Source organism: Chiayiivirga flava, assembly GCF_014202825.1.
Taxonomy (GTDB): Bacteria; Pseudomonadota; Gammaproteobacteria; order Xanthomonadales; family Xanthomonadaceae; genus Chiayiivirga; species Chiayiivirga flava.
Map to the genome: position 1 here is coordinate 876,326 of NZ_JACHHP010000002.1, position 17,497 is coordinate 893,822.

Consider the following 17,497-nt stretch of genomic DNA (forward strand, 5'->3'; position numbering starts at 1 on the left):
GATGGATCGGATGATGCCGCGGTAGGCGTTGCCGTCCCCACGGTCTGCCAGCGGTCGGCCCCTGTGCCGCCCGTTTACAGTATTGGCCCTTGGTAGGCCGCGCAGATGCACCGGACCGACCTTATTTGGTGCTGCAAAGCAACAATCGGGATCCAGTGCGCAGTTTCGATGCAATCTGCGGTGCGTTTCCGGGCGGTGTTGCGGAATGCATCGATCCTGTCGACGCAGAAGCCGCCAGGCCTACGCCTTCCGACTGCGCGGCGTGCGGCACGGATCGTGCTGTGGCGCCAGACCCGTCGCCGGTTGCGACGGCGGATGCCCTGCCACGATGGATCTCAAAAGCGGCATGCCGTTCTGGGCGGTCAGGAACGGCTTCATGCACACGTACCCGACGCTGACCGACGACATCGACTGCGACGTGCTGATCGTCGGTGGCGGCGTGACCGGCGCGCTCATCGCCCGCGCGATGCTCGGCGCGGGGCAGCGCACCGTGGTGATCGACCGGCGCGAGATCGGCTGGGGCAGCACGGCCGCGAGCACCGCGCTGCTGCAGTACGAGATCGACACCGAAATGACCGAGCTCGCCGAGCGTTTCGGCGAGCGCAACGCCGCGCTCGCCTACACCGCCTGCGAGGACGCCATCGGCACCCTGCGCAGGATCGCCGGCGGCTTCGGCGATGTGGAGTGTTTTCCGCTGCACAGCCTCTACTACGCGAGCAAGCGCAGTCACGTGCGGCGTTTGCGCGAGGAACACGCGCTGCGCCGCAAGCACGGCATCCGGGTGCGCGAGGTGGACCGCGACGCGCTGCGCGCGCAGTTCGGCATCGACGCGCCGCTGGCGCTGCTGAGCGAACGCGCCGCGGCGGTCGATCCCTACCAGCTCACCCATGCCCTGCTGCGCGCGGGTGCACGCCAGGGCCTGCAGGTGTTCGACCGTGCCGAGCTGTTCGGCTTCGGGGCACGACGCGGCGGGGTGCTGGCGCGCGTGGCCGGGCGGGTCGTGCGGTGCCGGCATCTGGTGTTCGCCGGCGGCTACGAGAACCAGCGCCAGCTGTGCCAGCGCGTGGCGAGCAACCGCAGCAGCTATGCCTTCGTCACCGACCCCCAGACCGTGCCTCTGGAATCGCTGGAGCACACGATGGTGTGGGAATCCGCACGCCCGTATCTCTACCTGCGCCGCACCGCGGATCGCCGCCTGCTGGTCGGCGGCGAGGACGACACCGTCGACATCCCCGCCAAACGCGATGCGAAGCTCGCCGGCAAGGTGCGCACGCTCAAGCATCGCGTCGAGGCGATGTATCCGCAGTTCGACTGGACGCCAGCCTTTTCATGGGCCGGCACCTTCGCCGAAACCGACGACGGCCTGCCGTTCTTCGGCCCGCACCGCGAACACGGGCCGCGCGTGCTGTTCGCGATGGCGTACGGCGGCAACGGCATCACCTACAGCGCCATCGGCGCGGAGATCCTCGCCGCGCAGGTGCAGGGCAAGTCGCATCCGCTGCGCGCGCTGTTCTCGTTCGCGCGGCTGGACTGAACACCCGTCGGCTGCCGCTACACTGCCTGCCTTTGGTCCGGATGCAGGCATGGCTCTCAAGGCGACGGTGCGCAGGATCGAGCTGCAGCTCAGCGACATGGATCGTCACCACTACGCGACCTATCCGCTGACGCTCGCGCAGCATCCGTCCGAAACCGACGCGCGCCTGATGGCGCGTGTGGTGGCGTTTGCGCTCAATGCGCACGAGCGACTGGAATTCGGGCGCGGCGTGAGTTCGGACGACGAGCCGGACCTGTGGCGCAAGGATCTCACCGGCGCGATCGACCTGTGGATCGACCTCGGCCAGCCCGACGAAGCGCGCGTGCGCCGTGCCTGCGGGCGGGCGCGCGAGGTGCTGCTGGTGACCTATGGCGGCCGCAGCGCCGACATCTGGTGGGAGAAGGCCGAAACGGTGCTGGCGCGCTCGAAGAATCTCGCGGTGCTCGACCTTGCGCCCGCGGCGATCGACGCGCTTGCGGCCTGGAACGGGCGCGGGCTCACGTTGCAGTGCCTGATCCAGGATGGGCGCATGCAGTGGATCCACGGCGACGACACCGTCGAGATCGAACCGCGCGTGCGCCTGCCGCGCGCGCGTTGAGCGCAGGGTTGCTCTCCCGCTTGATGGGGGGCAAGAGCTCAAGCCGGCCGAGGCGAAGGCTCGGGTCCGCCGGAGGGGATCGGCGCAAACCGGAATGCCGCACTGCAGCTTGATCCGCTGCGAAAGCGCGCGGACACTCCCATTCGGTCCCGTATGGTCGCAAGGGGCTTCGCACCGTCGCGTCGGGGGACGCAGGTGCGGAGTGCGACGCCGGCACCGGCTCCGCTTGCCTGCTGCACCATCTGCCTGTCCAAGGCCTTTCCTGGGAGGGAATGCTGTGACCCGTACTCGTCTCACGCTCTGTGTGTTGTCGGCGCTGCTTGCTGCGCCGTTGTCCGCGAAGGAGTCCGGTGCGCCGGTCGCCAAGCAGTTGTCCGGCCCGCCGTCGGAAATCGCGGCGATGCGCGCCGTCGATCCGGTCGAGGCGACCATCCATTCCAAGAGCGCGCTGCTGCCGGTGCGTTTCGCCACGTCCAAATCCGGCGAACGCAGCTGGAGCGGCGCGCTGCCGGTCGAGAACGGCGCGCTGCGTTTCCTCACGTTTTCGGGCGCCGACGCCGGCTGGCAGGTGGACCTGGTGGCGCCGTCGGGCCGCGTGATGCCGGCCGCGTCCCTGGCCAAACGCGCCCTTCGCACCGACTTCGGCCTCGATGACGCCCGCGTGCCGGCGTCGCAATACGAGTTCGCCGGCCTGCAGAACGGCAGCTGGACGCTGAAGCTGCGCGGCAATGCCGGTGCGCGCGACGGCTTCGTGCTGATCGAAGGCGACGACGCCACCGAGCTTGCCTCGTATCAGACGCACAAGCGCCAGCGCGTCGGCGAACGCATCGGTCTCACCGCGCTGCTCACCGCCACGCGCGAAGACGACAGCGTGCTGCTGGGCAAGGCCGCCGGCCGCATCGACAGCGCCGTGCTGCGCGTCACCGCCCCCGATGGCGCCCAGACCACGTACCCGATGTTCGACGACGGTCGGCACGGCGACGGCGACGCGAGCGACGGCCTGTTCGGCGGCGATTTCCCGGCCAAGGCCGCCGGCAGCCACCTGGCGCAGGTCGAGATCCGTGGCACCAATCTGCGCGGCCAGGGTTTCGTGCGTACCGCCGAACACCTGCTGCCGGTGATCGAGACCACGCTCGTGCTGGATGCGTCCAAAGCCGCCGCCACGGCCACCGACGACACGCGCCTGGCGATCCGCGTGCCGGTGACGGCGAAACAGGCCGGCCAGCACTACCGCGCGATCGGCGAGGTGTGGGGCACGAACGCGAAGGGCGAGGCAATTCCGGTGGCGTGGCTCGGCGGCATGGTGACGCCGGCCGACGGCGCGCTCGAACTCGGCTTCGACGAACGCTGGGTCGCGAAGGCCGCCGCGCGCGCGCCGTTCGAACTGCGCAACCTGCGCATCGAGGATGCCGATCACTTCGTCACCGTCGCGTCGGCCGAAAAACTCGCGCTCGAGCTGCCGGCGCTGCGCACCAAGGCGGCGCCCGCGGACATCGCCATCGACGAGGTGATGACGATGGGCCCGCGCCCGACTGCGGAGAAGAGTGCCAAGGGCGTCGGCAAGCGCCTGATTCTCGTGCACGGCTATTGCTCGGGCGGCGTCTGGCCGCAAAGCCAGTTCGCCACGTCCTCGACCTTCCTCGACGTGAACCAGAACCGCAGCCACGACCAGTTCGCGATCCGCATCCGCGATTTCGGCGCCACGTGGAATTCGTTCGGCACCGTCGCGCACAGCCAGGGCGGCGCGGCGTCGCTGCATCTGTACACGTACTACTGGAGCGGCCTGGACAACGCCACCGGCAGCCGCCTGATCCAGTCCGTCGGCACGCCGTACAAGGGCACCAACCTGTCCGGCATCCTCGCCACCATCGGCAACTGGTTCGGCGTGGCGTGCGGCTCCAACAGCAACATGACCTACAGCGGCGCCTCGTCATGGCTGGCCGGCATCCCGACCTCGGCGCGCGCGAAGGTGAACTACTACACCACGTCCTTCCGCAGCACCAACTGGTACACCAACGACTACTGCAACATCGCCTCCGACCTCGTCCTCAGCGATCCCGAGGACGGCACCACCGAACAGGTCAACGGCCAGCTCCCCGGCGCCGTCAACCGCGGCCACGTCACCGGCCAGTGCCACACGGCGGGGATGCGTGATCCGGCGCAGTACAACGACAGCGGCCGCAACGCCACGATGAGTGCCAACGCGGCGCGGTGACGGATCAAGCCCGTAACGCTCCCGGCCGATGCAATGGGCCGGGAGCGCGGCGGCAGGCGCCTCGCGGGAGATCGCTATTCGAAGCCGTCGGCGAACACCGCTATCTCGAGGACGGGAACGTCCTCGATATCACCGAGCGCCGTGACCAGCAGCCGTTCATCCGACGCGACGGCGGAGTCTTCCGAGATGACGGGAAAGACGATCCGCCCGGCGCCGGCAGCGATAACGCCGACAAGGTCGTTGACGTTCGGCGTACCTGCACCGTAGTCGAACGTCAGCGCACCGCTGCCTGCGAATGCCGGGTCGTCGTTGCCGTCCGGCAGCAACCGCGTCACGAACACATCGTCCCCCTCCGCGCCACCGAGATGGGTGCGTCCGACGGCGACGATCCTGCCGTCGGCTGCCACGCTCGCCGAGATCACTCGGCTCGACCCACAGGTGTCGCACGCCAACCGGCTGATCTTGCCATCGCCGCCCCCGAACGACGGATCCAGCATTAGGTCCTTCGTTATCTTCGCAACGGCGATCGCGTAAAGATTGTTTTCGAGCTGCGCATTGCCGATGAGCGTGATGGAGTCATCCGCATCCACCGCAAGGCCACCAAGGACCATGAAGTCCTTGATCTTGAGGCAGTCGTCGGGGACGGGAGGGGGGAGGTCCCACCCCAGGTCCGTCGGCGGAAACGCGTCGTCCTGCGTTCCGTCCGGCAGCAGTCGCGAGACGAAATACTGCTCGTCGCACGTGTTGTTGATGGCGATAGGGTTGTTTACCGTGCCCGCCAAGACGACACGTTGCTCGCTGTCTTCGGCAATGCCACCGGCGGTCAGCGTTTTCCAGTTCGGATGAGCGACGATGGTCTTGCCGCTGCCGTTGAAGCTCGGGTCGAGCCCTCCTGCCGCGTTGAGCCGCGCCACCCCCATGCTGTAGCCGCCCGCGACCTTCACCAGACCGCCGACAAGAAGGCGTCCGTTCGCCTGCAGTGCGAGCACCGTGCCGCTGTCGAGGCCCGCCGGTATTGCGTCGAATGCGACGGTCGTGCATCCGGTCGTGTTTCCACCCCAGTTGCCGTCGAACTGTCCGTCGGCGCGCAGGCGGCAGACGAGCATGTCGGCATTGGCGCCGATCCTGGCCTGCCCGACCGTGTACAGGCGTCCCTGCGCGTCGACGACGCCGTTGCTCCAGCTGTAGCTGTCGTAAAAGCCGTCCAAGCCGGTCAGTTCGGTGTGGCCACCGGTTCCGTAGTTCGGATCGAGGTTGCCGAACGCGTCAAGCCGACTCACCCGCGACAAATAGACATCGTCGCGCAAGACATGGTTGATCACGTACGTGTTCGTCCCCTGCAGCAGCACGATGGGCTGCAGCTGCGGGACATCGTTGCCCGAAGGCTCGATGGCGACGGTTCCGCCGTCACCGAAGAGTGGATCGGGTAGCGTGTCGTCGGGGCGCGCCTGATGCGAGGCCATCAGTGCGGCAAGCAAAAGGGTGAGGCGAACTGTTGCATTCATGTGGAATTCCGTGTGCCGTTAGGAACGCTCTCCGCGTTCCCAAGGCGTACTCGGAATTCTGTTGCCGGGGATCACGGCCTGCATGACCCGGTGGCGGCAGCGTCGGTGCGTACTAAGACACCGCGTCCTCCAGGATCTTCTGCCCCAGCTGCTGCGCGGCGACTTCGTCGAGCTTCTTGCGCGCCTGCTCGGCCAGCATCGCCGGGCACTTGGCCATCATGAAGTCGAGGTCGAAGTTCAGGCGCTCGACGAGGAAGTCGACGAAGGCGCGGACCTTCGGCGACAGCATGCGGCCGCCGAGGAAGACGGCGTTGAGTTCGAGGTCCGCGCCGACCCAGCCGGCCAGCACGCGCCGCACCGCGCCGCCCTGCACCAGGGCCTTCATCGTCACGTCGCTGGCGAGCATCAGGCCGCCGCCGCAGGCCAGCGCGCCCATCAGCACCGAGGGGTCGTTGGCGACGAACACCGGGTCCACCGGGTAGTCGCCGCATTCGGTGCCGTTGCACAGGCCCCAGGTCATGCGGCCGTTGTGGCGTTGGGTGCTCACCGACAGCACCTTGTGGTGCTGCAGATCGGTCGGATGCAGCGGTTCGCCGTGTTCGGCGATGTATTCCGGGCTCGCGAACACCTGGGTGCGGAAGGTGGCGAGCTTGCGCGCGCTGAGCGAGGAATCGGGCAGCGAGCCCAGATGCAGGGCGAGATCGGCGCCGTCGCCGATGAGGTCGACCTTGTCGCTGCCGGTCAGCACCATGTCGATGCGGATTTCCGGGTGCAGTTCGTGGAAGTCGCCGAGCAGCGGCGTAATCCAGGCGATGCCGACCGAATACGGCACGGTAAAGCGCAGCCAGCCGCGCGGGCCGCCCTGCAGCTGGCTGACGGCGCTTTCGGCTTCCTCGAGCTCATGCGCGATGCGCTGGCAATGCTCGTGGTAGACCGCGCCGGCTTCGGTGAGGCCGAGGCGGCGCGTCGTTCGATGCAGCAGCTGCGCGCCGAGGCGCTGTTCGAGTTCCTGCACCTTGCGGCTGACGGTGGTCTTGGGCAGACCGAGGGCATTGGCGGCGGCGATGAAGCTGCCGAGCTCGACCACCTTCACGAAGATCAGGGTCTCGTTGAGATCGTGGGTCATGGCGTGTCGTCCGAAAAAGATGATGCGGTGCAACAACTTGCGCCGCGGAAGTCGGGACATCGGGAGGCTCGGCAGGTCAATTGGCCCGCCGACGGGATGATTATTCCCTCATTTGCCGACTAATCAAGTCCCGATTCGGGGCGTAACTTGCAGCACCTCAGGTCCACAGCGCGAACTTCCCCATGGCGTCCGATCTTTTCCCCATCCGTCGCAACACCCGTCCACGCGTCGAAAACACCGTGTCCGCGCCCGACCTGCCGCGTGGAAATCCGCTGGCGGACGCCGTGGTGCGCGCGTTCCGCGAGACATTCGGCCTAGGCGGCGGCGGCGCGTCCGACGCCCCCGCCGCGGCGCCCACGACGACCACCGGCGGGACAATTGTCCCGTCCGCGGGAGAAATAAACCCGTGAACGGGACAGTCCGTCCGGAGGTGCTGGTGCTCGGTGCCACCGGGCAGGTGGGCGCCGGCATCGTCGGTGCGCTGCTCGAGGCGGGCAGCCCGGTGCTGGCCGTCGGGCGCGATCCGGCCAAGCTGGTGAAGCTCGCCGGGCACTTTTCCGACGAGCCGGGCCTCGACGTGCTGGCCGGCTCCGTCGCCAGCGAGGACGAAGCGCAGTGGCTCGCCGCCACGCTGCGCGGCCGGCAGCGGCCGCTGCGCGCGGTGATCGCGAGCCTGGCCGGGCCGGTGGAACGCGGCCGCCTGCTCGATCGCCCGGCCGACGTGCTGGCCCGCACGCTCGAACACAACCTGCTGCCGCATCTGACGGCGGCGCGGCACCTGTTGCCGCTGCTGGCGGGGCGCGAGCCGGCGGCGCAGTACCTGCTGATCGGGCCGCCGTGTTCGGAGCGGCCGTGGGCCGGATACGGGCACGAGTCCGTCGCCGCCGCCGCGCAGCGGATGCTCGCGCAGGCGCTGCACGCGGAAGCGCGCGGCGTCGGCGTGCGGCTTCAGATGCTCGCGGTCGACCACCCGGTGCGCACCCCGGCGAACGAGGGCCACGCCTGCGCCGAATGGCCGACGGCCCTCGCCGTCGGCCGCACGGCGGTGGATCTGCTCGCGCGCGGCGGCCTGCCGCTGCGGCCGGTGGTGCACTTCGGCGCGAACCACGCGCCACCGCCGGTCACCACCCTCTACAGCGATTTCTCCTCTTCTTCCTACCCGCAAAGGCTTTCGTCATGAATGCTCCGACCGTTTCGAACTCCTCCCACCGTCGCCCCGGCGCAGGCCGGGGCCCAGTGGCGTTGCCCGGTATCGACGCTGCGCCCAATCAGACCCGAGCAGCGTCGCTGGGTCCCGGCGTCCGCCGGGACGACGGCGAGGGTGCGCAGATGGCGCAAGCCGGTCGTCGCAACATTGCGCGCACGCCGCTGCTTGCCGCGACCGTGCTCGCGATGTCGCTCGCCTTCCTTGCCGGCTGCACGCCCGAAGCCGCGCAGATGCCGCCGCCGCCGCAGGTCAGCGTGGCCGAGGTCGTGGTGCGCGACGTCTCGCAGTGGGACGATTTCAGCGGCCGCATCGAGGCCATCCAGAACGTCGAGTTGCGTCCGCGCGTCTCGGGCTACATCGAATCGGTGAACTTCACCGAAGGCCAGGAAGTGAAGGCCGGCGACGTGCTCTTCACCATCGACCCGCGCACCTACAAGGCGGCCGTCGCACAGGCGCAGGCCGAACTGGCGCGCGCCCGCACCCAGGCCGCGCTCGGCCGGAGCGAAGCGGCGCGTGCCGAACGCCTCGCGGGACTGCAGGCGATCTCGGTCGAACAGCTCGACCAGCGCAAGTCCGCCGCCGCGCAGGCCGAAGCCAACGTGCAGGCCGCGAAGGCCGCACTGGATGCCGCAAAACTCGATCTCGACTTCACCGAAGTGCGTGCGCCGATCGCCGGCCGCGCCGGCCGCGCGCTGATCACCACCGGCAATCTCGTCACCGGCGAGGACGTGCTCACCACGCTGGTGTCGCTCGACAAGGTGCACGTGCACTTCGATACCGACGAACGCAGCTTCCTGCGCTACGCCGAGATGGCACGCCACGGCGAGCGTCCGAGCGAGCGCGACGCGCGCCTGCCGGTGCAGGTGGGCCTCGTCGGTGAGGACGGCTTTCCGCACAAGGGTGAAGTCGACTTCCTCGACAACCAGGTCGATCGCAACACCGGCACCATCCGCGCCCGCGCCGTGCTCGACAACACCGACCGCGTGTTCACGCCCGGCCTGTTCGCGCGCGTGCGCCTGCTCGGCAGCGGCCAGTTCCGCGCCGTGCTGATCGACGACAAGGCCGTGCTCACCGACCAGGACCGCAAGTACGTCTACGTGCTCGACGAGAACAACACCGCGCAGCGCCGCGACATCGTGCCCGGGCGTGTGGCCGACGGTCTGCGCATCGTCGAGCAGGGACTCAACGCCGGCGATCGCGTCATCGTCAACGGCGTGCAGAAGGTGTTCTTCCCCGGCATGCCGGTGGACGCGCAGCCGGTGGCGATGGCCACCGACGGCGTGCCGTCGCCGTCGGTCGACCTCGCCGCGCTGTCGCCGCAGCAGAAGTGACGGCGCACGCCATGCACACGCACACGACCTAGCCGCCGCCAGGCACGCGCCGCCGCATCTGCACGGAGCCACAACCTCCTACACCGTCGCCCCGGCGCAAGCCGGGGCCCAGCGACGTTCGCTCCAAAGAAGCGCGCTACGCCCCGAACGACATTCCCGCGACACCAGAACAAGAAGGTCACACCCATGGACTTCTCACGATTTTTCGTCGACCGCCCCATCTTCGCGGCCGTCCTCTCCATCGTCATCTTCGTCGCCGGCCTGATCTCGATCCCGCTGCTGCCGGTCAGCGAATACCCCGACGTCGTCCCGCCCAGCGTGCAGGTGCGCGCCGTCTATCCCGGCGCCAACCCGCGCGAAATCGCCGACACCGTGGCGACGCCGCTCGAGGAAGCCATCACCGGCGTCGAGAACATGATGTACATGAAGTCCGTCGCGGGCTCCGACGGCGTGCTGCAGCTCACCGTCACCTTCCGCCCCGGCACCGACCCGGACGATGCGCAGGTGAAGGTGCAGAACCGCGTCGCGCAGGCGCAGGCACGCCTGCCCGAGGAAGTGCGCCGGCAGGGTGTCGTCACGACCAAGCAGTCGCCCTCGATCACGCTCGTGGTGCACCTGCGCTCGCCCAGCGGCCAGTACGACGCGCTCTACCTGCGCAACTACGCCGTGCTGCACGTGCGCGACGAACTCGCGCGCATCCCGGGCGTCGGCGACGCGCTGCTGTTCGGCGCCGGCGACTACGCGATGCGGCTGTGGCTCGATCCCGACAAGGTGGCCGCGCGCGGCCTCACCGCGAGCGACGTGGTCAACGCCGTGCGCGAGCAGAACGTGCAGGTCTCCGCCGGCCAGCTCGGCGCGCCGCCGACGCCGGATCCGAGCGATTTCCTGCTCTCGATCAACGCGCAGGGCCGCCTCACCACCGAGGAACAGTTCGGCGACATCGTGCTGAAGGTCGGCGACGGCGGCCAGGTGACCTACCTGCGCGACGTCGCGCGCGTCGAGCTCGGCGCCTCGGACTACTCGCTGCGCGCGCTGCTCGACAACGACCAGGCCGTCGCGATCCCGATCTTCGAATCGCCCGGCGCCAATGCCATCGAACTGTCGAACGCGATCCGCGCCAAGATGGACGAACTCGCGACGCGCTTCCCCGACGGCGTCGAATACTCGGTGGTCTACGACCCGACCATCTTCGTGCGCGACTCGATCAGCTCGGTCATCACCACCCTGCTCGAAGCCGTCGCGCTCGTGGTGCTGGTGGTGATCCTGTTCCTGCAGACCTGGCGTGCGTCGATCATCCCGCTGCTCGCGGTGCCGGTGTCGATCGTCGGCACCTTCGCCGTGCTGCTGCTGATGGGGTTCTCGATCAACACCCTGACGCTGTTCGGCCTCGTGCTCGCGATCGGCATCGTGGTGGACGACGCGATCGTCGTGGTGGAGAACGTCGAGCGGAATATTTCGGAAGGCCTCGCCCCGCTCGCGGCCGCGCACCAGGCGATGCGCGAAGTCTCCGGCCCGATCATCGCGATCGCGCTGGTGCTGTGCGCGGTGTTCGTGCCGATGGCGTTCCTGTCCGGCGTCACCGGCCAGTTCTACAAGCAGTTCGCGGTCACCATCGCGATCTCGACGGTCATTTCCGCGATCAACTCGCTGACGCTGTCGCCCGCGCTCGCCGCCGTGCTGCTGAAATCGCACGACGCGAAGAAGGACCTGCCGACGCGCCTGATCGATCGCGGCTTCGGCTGGCTGTTCCGTCCGTTCAACCGCTTCTTCAACAAGAGCTCGGACGGCTACCAGGGCTTTGTCGGCCGCAGCCTGCGCCGCCGCGGCGCGGTGTTCGCGGTCTACCTCGTGCTGCTCGGCGGCGCGGCGCTGCTGTTCCAGGGCGTACCGGGCGGCTTCATCCCGACGCAGGACAAGCTCTACCTGATCGGCGCGATGAAACTGCCGGAAGGCGCCTCGCTCGACCGCACCGAAGCGCTCGCGCGCAAGGCCACCGAGATCGCGCTCGCCACCGAGGGCGTCGAAGGCGCGGTCGGCTTCCCCGGCCTCAACGCGCTGCAGCTCACCAACACCCCGAACAGCGGCGTGGTGTTCTTCACCCTCGATCCCTTCGACAAGCGCACCCGCAGCGCCACCGAGATCGCCAACGAACTCAACATGAAGTTCTCGGCGCTGGAGGAAGGCATGGCGTTCGCGATCATGCCGCCGGCGATCATGGGCATCGGCGCGGGCTCGGGCTACTCGTTCTACGTGCAGGACCGCGCGGGCTTGGGCTACGGCGCGCTGCAGAGCGCGAGCCAGGCGATCTCGGGCGCGATCTCGCAGACGCCGGGCATGGGCTTCCCGATCAGCTCGTACCAGGCCAACGTGCCGCAGCTCGACGCCGTGGTCGACCGCACCAAGGCCAAGGCGCAGGGCGTGGCGCTCACCGACCTGTTCGGCACGCTGCAGACCTACCTCGGGTCCACGTACGTCAACGACTTCACCCGCTTCGGCCGCACCTTCCGCGTGATCGCGCAGGGCGAAGCCTCGTTCCGCGACCAGGCCGAGGACATCGCCAACCTGCGCACGCGCAACGACCGCGGCGAGATGGTGCCGATCGGCAGCATGGTCGACATCCGCGAAACCTACGGACCGGATCCCGTGATCCGCTACAACGGTTATCCCGCGGCCGACATCATCGGCGAGTCCGATCCGCGCCTCGTGTCGTCGGCCGAAGCGCTGGCCGGCATCGGTGCGCTCGCGCCGACCGTGCTGCCGCCGGGCATGCAGATCGAGTGGACCGATCTCTCGTACCAGCAGGTGACGCAGGGCAAGGCCGCGCTGGTGGTGTTCCCGCTCGCGGTGCTGCTCGCCTTCCTCGTGCTGGCGGCGCTGTACGAGAGCTGGACGCTGCCGATCGCGGTGATCCTGATCGTGCCGATGACGCTGCTCTCGGCGCTGTTCGGCGTGTGGCTCACCGGCGGCGACAACAACATCTTCGTGCAGATCGGCCTCGTGGTGCTGATGGGCCTGGCGTGCAAGAACGCGATCCTGATCGTGGAGTTCGCGCGCGAGCTCGAGATGCAGGGCCGCAGCATCGTCGACGCCGCGCTCGAAGCCTGCCGCCTGCGCCTGCGCCCGATCGTGATGACCTCGATCGCCTTCATCGCGGGTGTCGTCCCGCTGGTGCTGGCGAGCGGCGCCGGCGCCGAAGTGCGCCACGCGATGGGCATCACGGTGTTCGCCGGCATGCTCGGCGTGACGCTGTTCGGCCTGCTGCTGACGCCGGTGTTCTACGTCGCCCTGCGCAAGCTCGCGACGCGCGGGCAATCGCCGGACGCGACGCCCGCGGTCGATTCCCCGAAGACGCCCGAATCCCATGGAGGCATCGTCCATGCGTAACCTGATCCTGTTGCCGCTCGTGGCCGCGCTCGCGGCCTGTGCGGTCGGCCCCGACTACCGCGCGCCGATCGACGCGCCGGTGACGCTGTCGCAGGCCAGCACGCCCGCCAACGTGGCTGCGTTCAGCAGCGCGTCGCCGGTGGCGGCGTGGTGGCGGCAGTTCGACGACCCCGTGCTCGACGGCCTCGTCACGCGCGCGCTCGACGCGAGCCCGGACCTGCGCATCGCCGCCTCGCGCGTGGCCGCGGCGCGTGCGGTGTTCGGCGAACGCCGCCTCGATGCGCTGCCGCACGTCACCGCGGGCGCCAGCGGCACGCGCAGCATCGCGCCGCAGCCCGGCGTGAGCGAGCAGCGCATCGAATCCGAAAGCCTCAGCCTCGGCTTCGACGCCGCGTGGGAAATCGACCTGTTCGGCCGCCTGCGGCGCGGCGCCGAAGCCGCGCGCGCCGACCTCGATGCCGAACGCGCCGCGCTCGCCGACGTGCAGGTCAGCCTCGCCGCGGAAGTGGCGCGCAACTACTTCGAACTGCGCGGCGTGCAGCGCCGCATCGACGTCGCGCGCAGCACGCTCGACAGCCTGCGCAAGACACAGACGCTGACCGAGCAACTGTGGGAGTACGGCGCCGGCACGGAACTCGAAACGCAATCGAGCCTCGCGCGCGTGAAGGCGGTAGAAGCCAATGTGCCGGCGCTCGAAACCCAGGCCGCCGTGCTGCGGCATCGCCTCGCGGTGCTGCTGGGCGAGCGACCGGGTGTGCTCGATGCGGACCTCGCGCCGACGGACGTCGCGACCTTCGCGCGCGCGCTGCCGATCGGCGACGGCACCGAGCTGCTGCGGCGCCGCCCGGACGTACGCCAAGCAGAGCGTCGCCTCGCCGCGGCGACGGCGCGCGTCGGCGTGGCGACGGCCGACCTGTTCCCGCGCATCAGCCTGCAGGGCTTCATCGGTTTTCTCGCCGGCGATGCGAGCGACCTCGTGCGCAGCGAAAGCAAGGCGTGGTCGGTCACGCCGTCGGTCTCGTGGGCCGCGTTCGACCTCGGCAGCGTGCGCGCGCGGCTGCGTGCGGCGGAAGCGGATGCCGACGGCGTGGCGGCGAACTACGAGAGAACCGTGCTCGCCGCGCTGGAAGACACCGAGAATTCGCTCGTTGCCTACGCGAACCGCCAGGCACAGTGGCGCCTCGTGCAGGAACAGGTCGCCGCGGCACGCCGCGCGACGGAACTTGCGGAGATCCGCTACCGCGAAGGCACGTCGGATTTCCTGACCCTGCTCGACGCCCAGCGCACGCAGCTTGCGGCGGACGATGCGCTCGCACTCGCCGAAGCCGGCGTCAACGTCGGCGTCGTCGCCGTGTACAAGGCGCTGGGCGGCTGGGGCGAGACGAACGAGGTGGCGGAACCGGTGGCCATGGTTGCCGCGACGCGCGACTGACTCGGCGCCCGGTTCCGCCCAAAGCCCCTCTCCCGCCGGGAGAGGGGTTGGGGTGAGGGTGCGGGAACCGAAGGCGGTCCTGTTTTCCCGATTCCGGCAAGTTGCGTCTGCCCTTCGATTGAAAGCGGCAAGCAGAGCAAGAGCCACCCTCATCCCAACCCTTCTCCCCTCAAGGGAGAAAGGCTAGAAGCGAAGGGCGAGGAGCGAAGACGCACCGCCAACCGCGACAAGTCCCTCTCCCCGTGGGAGAGGGGTTGGGGAGAGGGTCCGGGAGTGACTCGACGCACGACGCTCGCACAGCCCCGGCAAGTCGCCATCGCACCAACCAGCCCGCCTACTTGTTCACCACATCCCGCTGCATCGGCGCCAGCACCGCCAGCAACCGATTCTGCGCCGCAAACGGAACCCCGCGCCGCTCCATCGCCGCCTGCAGCAGCTCCACCAGCCGGTTGAACTCCGCCTCGCGGATCTCGAACAAGGCATGCGCCTCGCGCATGTCGCGGCCGGTGTAGGTGCAGTCGCCGCCGAGGATCACGCAGAACTGGTCGGCGAGGTGTTTCTTCACCGCCGCCTGGTCGACGTAGGCGAAAAACGGATTCAGCTGCTCGTCCGCAAGCAGCAGCACCATGAAATCCTCCATCAGCGCATCGAGGCCGGGCTTGCCGCCGAACGCCTCGAACACCGCACGCAGCTCCGGATGCGCAGGCGCCGGATCCGCGGCCTGCGTCGTTGTCGACGCAGCGACGACCCCATGCGCACCGTCGGCCCGAGGCTCGGCCGAACCCGCCGTCTGCACCAGCGCCAGCGCAACGATCGGCACGACGCACATGCGCACAGCCGCGATCAAGCGACGTCGCCGACGATCATCGCTGACACCGACCGACACCCTTCCCGTCCCAAGCCGCAACATCGAACCACGCACCCCCGCATCACTCCCGCACCGCGTGCCACACGCCGTTGACCTTGTCGCCGGTCACGTCGCCCGGTTTGCTGTCGTGTGTCCACAGGTAAAGCGGACGGTTCCGGTGCACCCATTGCCTGCCGCCGTCGATGCGTTCGGTGATGGTGAAACCGTCGCGCGGTTCGTCGTCGATGCCGGCGAGGAACGGCGGCCACAGGGTTTCGCACATGCGGTAGCAGGTGCTCGCGCCGCGCTTGTCGGCGTCGAACACGTACAGCGTGCGGCCCTCGCGGTTGACCAGCACGCCGCCGAGCATCACCGCCGGTGCGGTGCCGCCCATCGCCGCGAGTTCGTCGCGCAGCCGCGCGGCATTGTCTTCGCTGGCGGGTTCGGCGGTGCTTGTCCAGATCTTGCCGACGGCAGGTGCGTCGCCGGCGGCCGCGGGCGGATCGGGGTTCACCGGCTGCGACGGCTGATCGTAGTCCTGCGCCTGCGCGGCACCGGGCGATGACGCGACACTGCCGAGCAGCAGCCCGGCAACAGCGATCCACGAGGCACGGACAGGCATGGCGTACGCTCCGGCGGGACGGTGGCGGCCAGCCTAGCGCAGCGGCGGTCCGTCCGCGACGGCCGTCGGTCAGGACGCGGTCGGCGCCGACTTCGCCGCCGAGACGGCCTTGCGCGGCGCACGCGCCGCGGGCTTCTTCGCGGCCTTCCTGGCGGCAGGCGTCGCCGTGCCGCTCGACGGCCCGCTCGAGACCTTCGTCGTCGTCTTCTTGTTCGCCGCGGTGCCGCGCGGCGCCGCCTTGCGCGCCACCTTCGCCGCTTTCTGCGGGACTCGCGTGCGCGGCGTGGTCTTCACCGGCACCGCTTCGAGGATCTCCTCCACGTCCACGTCGTGCTCGAACAGCTCCATCGCCGTGTCCGCGACCTTGCCCGTGTCGACGTAGACGAACCCCGCCACGCCCAGCGCGCCCACCACCGGCACCCAGCGCGTCACCATGCGGCCGGCGCTGCGCTGCGCGATCAGCATCGCCACCTTGTTGCCCACCGCGTACAGGCTCGACAGCGGTGTGCGGCGGATCAGCCAGCGTTCGCCGACGCGCACGACCAGATCCTCGAACGCGCCGGCCGCGGTGTGGCCGAACAGGCAGTACAGCATCTGCTCGCGCCCGAGCAGGTGCGTCTTGCCGTAGGCGCCGGCGATGTCGGCCACCATCTGCGCCTGCAGGCGCCACACGGCGTAGAGCTCGGGCGTGATCGTGATCCAGCCGAGCGCACCGGGCGGCAGCGCGAGCGCACCCGCGGCGGCGGCGGATTTCGCGGCGGCGGTACGTGCGATGTGCGAGGCGCGTACCGCCGGATCGTCGGCCTTTTTTTCGCGCGGCGTGGGAATGCGCGCGACGAGGTCGAGCAGGCGATCGGCCAGCGTCGGGCGTTCGCCCATGCGCACGGCGAACTTCTGCACGGAGGCATGGGTTTCGGAAGTCTTGCGGCGGGAGGTCGGCATGGTTGGCGTCCGGTCTGTGTGGCAGGAAGGACGGTCGACGCGCGGTGCGCGTGACCGATCCGGAACGGCGTAGCAAACCGCGTGCCCATCATCGCCCACCCACCGCCGGAACGCCCGCGCGTCGACACGCGCTTCATCGGCGACGAATCGTGCAACACACGCACAACGGGACAATCCGCAGGTTTATAGTGGACCGCCCGCGCAAGCCACCGAGGCGCGGGGAGCGCTGCACCGGCCCGGACGGCCGCACACACCAGCACGCACCCACGACCCATCGGCAGACGGGAGCCCGCGCATGACCACCCTGCACGTCAACGGCAAGACCCTCACCCTCGACGTTCCCGACGACACCCCGCTGCTCTGGGCGTTGCGCGACGCCGCACACCTCACCGGCACCAAGTACGGCTGCGGCATCGCGGCGTGCGGCGCCTGCACCGTGCACGTCGACGGCCAGGCGGTGCGATCGTGCGTGTTGCCTGTTTCCGCCGTCGCGGGCAAGCAAATCACCACCATCGAAGCCGTCGACGGCGACGCCGTCGGCAAGGCAGTCCAAGAGGCGTGGCGCAAGCTCGATGTCGTGCAGTGCGGCTACTGCCAGTCTGGCCAGATCATGTCCGCCGTCGGCCTGCTGAAAGTGGTGAAGCAACCCACCGACGAGGACATCGACCGCGCCATGGCCGGCAACGTCTGCCGCTGCGCCACCTACGTGCGCATCCGCGCCGCGATCCACGACGCCGCCGCGTCGCTCGCCTGA

13 protein-coding genes are annotated in these 17,497 nt (G+C 69.2%); 8 read left to right on the forward strand and 5 right to left on the reverse strand.

Annotated features, from left to right (window positions below):
* The first annotated feature begins 328 nt into the window (after positions 1–328).
* From HNQ52_RS08135 to HNQ52_RS08145, 3 genes are all read left to right on the forward strand, one after another.
* Positions 329–1,534 carry an NAD(P)/FAD-dependent oxidoreductase gene (locus HNQ52_RS08135; protein ID WP_183960600.1) on the forward strand — a complete coding sequence of 402 codons (1,206 nt, stop codon included), beginning with the start codon at positions 329–331 and terminating at the stop codon, positions 1,532–1,534.
* Positions 1,535–1,583: 49 nt separating this feature from the next.
* Positions 1,584–2,132 carry a YaeQ family protein gene (locus HNQ52_RS08140; RefSeq protein ID WP_183960601.1) on the forward strand — a complete coding sequence of 183 codons (549 nt, stop codon included), beginning with the start codon at positions 1,584–1,586 and terminating at the stop codon, positions 2,130–2,132.
* Between the two features lie 277 nt (positions 2,133–2,409).
* Positions 2,410–4,347, forward strand: coding sequence for a choice-of-anchor X domain-containing protein (locus HNQ52_RS08145; RefSeq protein WP_183960602.1), 1,938 nt, complete (start codon positions 2,410–2,412; stop codon positions 4,345–4,347).
* 74 nt (positions 4,348–4,421) lie between these two features.
* Here HNQ52_RS08145 and HNQ52_RS08150 read toward each other — a convergent pair whose 3' ends face one another.
* Together HNQ52_RS08150 and HNQ52_RS08155 are read right to left on the reverse strand one after the other, a co-directional pair.
* Positions 4,422–5,852, reverse strand: coding sequence for a delta-60 repeat domain-containing protein (locus HNQ52_RS08150; RefSeq protein ID WP_183960603.1), 1,431 nt, complete (start codon positions 5,850–5,852; stop codon positions 4,422–4,424).
* Positions 5,853–5,964: 112 nt separating this feature from the next.
* Positions 5,965–6,978 (reverse strand): LysR family transcriptional regulator, encoded by a 1,014-nt coding sequence (locus tag HNQ52_RS08155; protein WP_183960604.1) that lies wholly within the window; start codon positions 6,976–6,978, stop codon positions 5,965–5,967.
* Between the two features lie 406 nt (positions 6,979–7,384).
* Between HNQ52_RS08155 and HNQ52_RS08160 the strand changes: the two genes are divergently transcribed.
* The 4 genes from HNQ52_RS08160 (at position 7,385) to HNQ52_RS08175 (ending at position 14,332) form a co-directional block, all read left to right on the forward strand.
* Positions 7,385–8,158 (forward strand): SDR family NAD(P)-dependent oxidoreductase, encoded by a 774-nt coding sequence (locus HNQ52_RS08160; protein ID WP_183960605.1) that lies wholly within the window; start codon positions 7,385–7,387, stop codon positions 8,156–8,158.
* A gap of 149 nt (positions 8,159–8,307) precedes the next feature.
* The gene (locus tag HNQ52_RS08165; protein WP_183960606.1) at positions 8,308–9,516 is read left to right on the forward strand and encodes an efflux RND transporter periplasmic adaptor subunit; all 1,209 of its coding nucleotides are present in this window, start codon (positions 8,308–8,310) and stop codon (positions 9,514–9,516) included.
* Positions 9,517–9,702: 186 nt separating this feature from the next.
* A complete protein-coding gene (locus HNQ52_RS08170) occupies positions 9,703–12,900 on the forward strand; it encodes an efflux RND transporter permease subunit (protein ID WP_183960607.1) in 3,198 nt (1,065 codons plus the stop codon).
* Complete coding sequence (locus HNQ52_RS08175) at positions 12,893–14,332, forward strand: efflux transporter outer membrane subunit (RefSeq protein WP_183960608.1); 1,440 nt, start codon at positions 12,893–12,895, stop codon at positions 14,330–14,332. The genes HNQ52_RS08170 and HNQ52_RS08175 overlap by 8 nt, the downstream gene beginning before the upstream one ends.
* A 334-nt stretch (positions 14,333–14,666) precedes the next feature.
* Here the strand turns inward: HNQ52_RS08175 and HNQ52_RS08180 are convergent, their stop codons facing one another.
* The 3 genes from HNQ52_RS08180 to HNQ52_RS08190 form a co-directional block, all read right to left on the reverse strand.
* Positions 14,667–15,161, reverse strand: a complete 495-nt coding sequence (locus HNQ52_RS08180) for a group I truncated hemoglobin (RefSeq protein ID WP_183960609.1) — start codon at positions 15,159–15,161, stop codon at positions 14,667–14,669.
* A gap of 100 nt (positions 15,162–15,261) precedes the next feature.
* Positions 15,262–15,801, reverse strand: a complete 540-nt coding sequence (locus HNQ52_RS08185) for a COG4315 family predicted lipoprotein (RefSeq protein ID WP_183960610.1) — start codon at positions 15,799–15,801, stop codon at positions 15,262–15,264.
* A 69-nt stretch (positions 15,802–15,870) separates the two neighbouring features.
* Positions 15,871–16,743: a hypothetical protein gene (locus HNQ52_RS08190; RefSeq protein WP_183960611.1), complete on the reverse strand. Its 873-nt coding sequence runs from the start codon at positions 16,741–16,743 to the stop codon at positions 15,871–15,873.
* Between the two features lie 295 nt (positions 16,744–17,038).
* On the opposite strand from HNQ52_RS08190, the gene HNQ52_RS08195 reads away from it, so the two are divergent.
* Entirely contained in the window at positions 17,039–17,497 is a 459-nt protein-coding gene (locus tag HNQ52_RS08195) for a (2Fe-2S)-binding protein (protein ID WP_183960612.1), read from the forward strand.

Bases quoted from the DNA above. Each gene is read 5' to 3' on its own strand.
- HNQ52_RS08135 (WP_183960600.1), top strand. From the start codon at position 329: ATGGATCTCAAAAGCGGCATGCCGTTCTGGGCGGTCAGGAACGGCTTC.
- HNQ52_RS08140 (WP_183960601.1), top strand. From the start codon at position 1,584: ATGGCTCTCAAGGCGACGGTGCGCAGGATCGAGCTGCAGCTCAGCGAC.
- HNQ52_RS08150 (WP_183960603.1), bottom strand. From the start codon at position 5,852: ATGAATGCAACAGTTCGCCTCACCCTTTTGCTTGCCGCACTGATGGCC.
- HNQ52_RS08155 (WP_183960604.1), bottom strand. From the start codon at position 6,978: ATGACCCACGATCTCAACGAGACCCTGATCTTCGTGAAGGTGGTCGAG.
- HNQ52_RS08165 (WP_183960606.1), top strand. From the start codon at position 8,308: ATGGCGCAAGCCGGTCGTCGCAACATTGCGCGCACGCCGCTGCTTGCC.
- HNQ52_RS08170 (WP_183960607.1), top strand. From the start codon at position 9,703: ATGGACTTCTCACGATTTTTCGTCGACCGCCCCATCTTCGCGGCCGTC.
- HNQ52_RS08175 (WP_183960608.1), top strand. From the start codon at position 12,893: ATGCGTAACCTGATCCTGTTGCCGCTCGTGGCCGCGCTCGCGGCCTGT.
- HNQ52_RS08180 (WP_183960609.1), bottom strand. From the start codon at position 15,161: ATGTGCGTCGTGCCGATCGTTGCGCTGGCGCTGGTGCAGACGGCGGGT.
- HNQ52_RS08185 (WP_183960610.1), bottom strand. From the start codon at position 15,801: ATGCCTGTCCGTGCCTCGTGGATCGCTGTTGCCGGGCTGCTGCTCGGC.
- HNQ52_RS08190 (WP_183960611.1), bottom strand. From the start codon at position 16,743: ATGCCGACCTCCCGCCGCAAGACTTCCGAAACCCATGCCTCCGTGCAG.
- HNQ52_RS08195 (WP_183960612.1), top strand. From the start codon at position 17,039: ATGACCACCCTGCACGTCAACGGCAAGACCCTCACCCTCGACGTTCCC.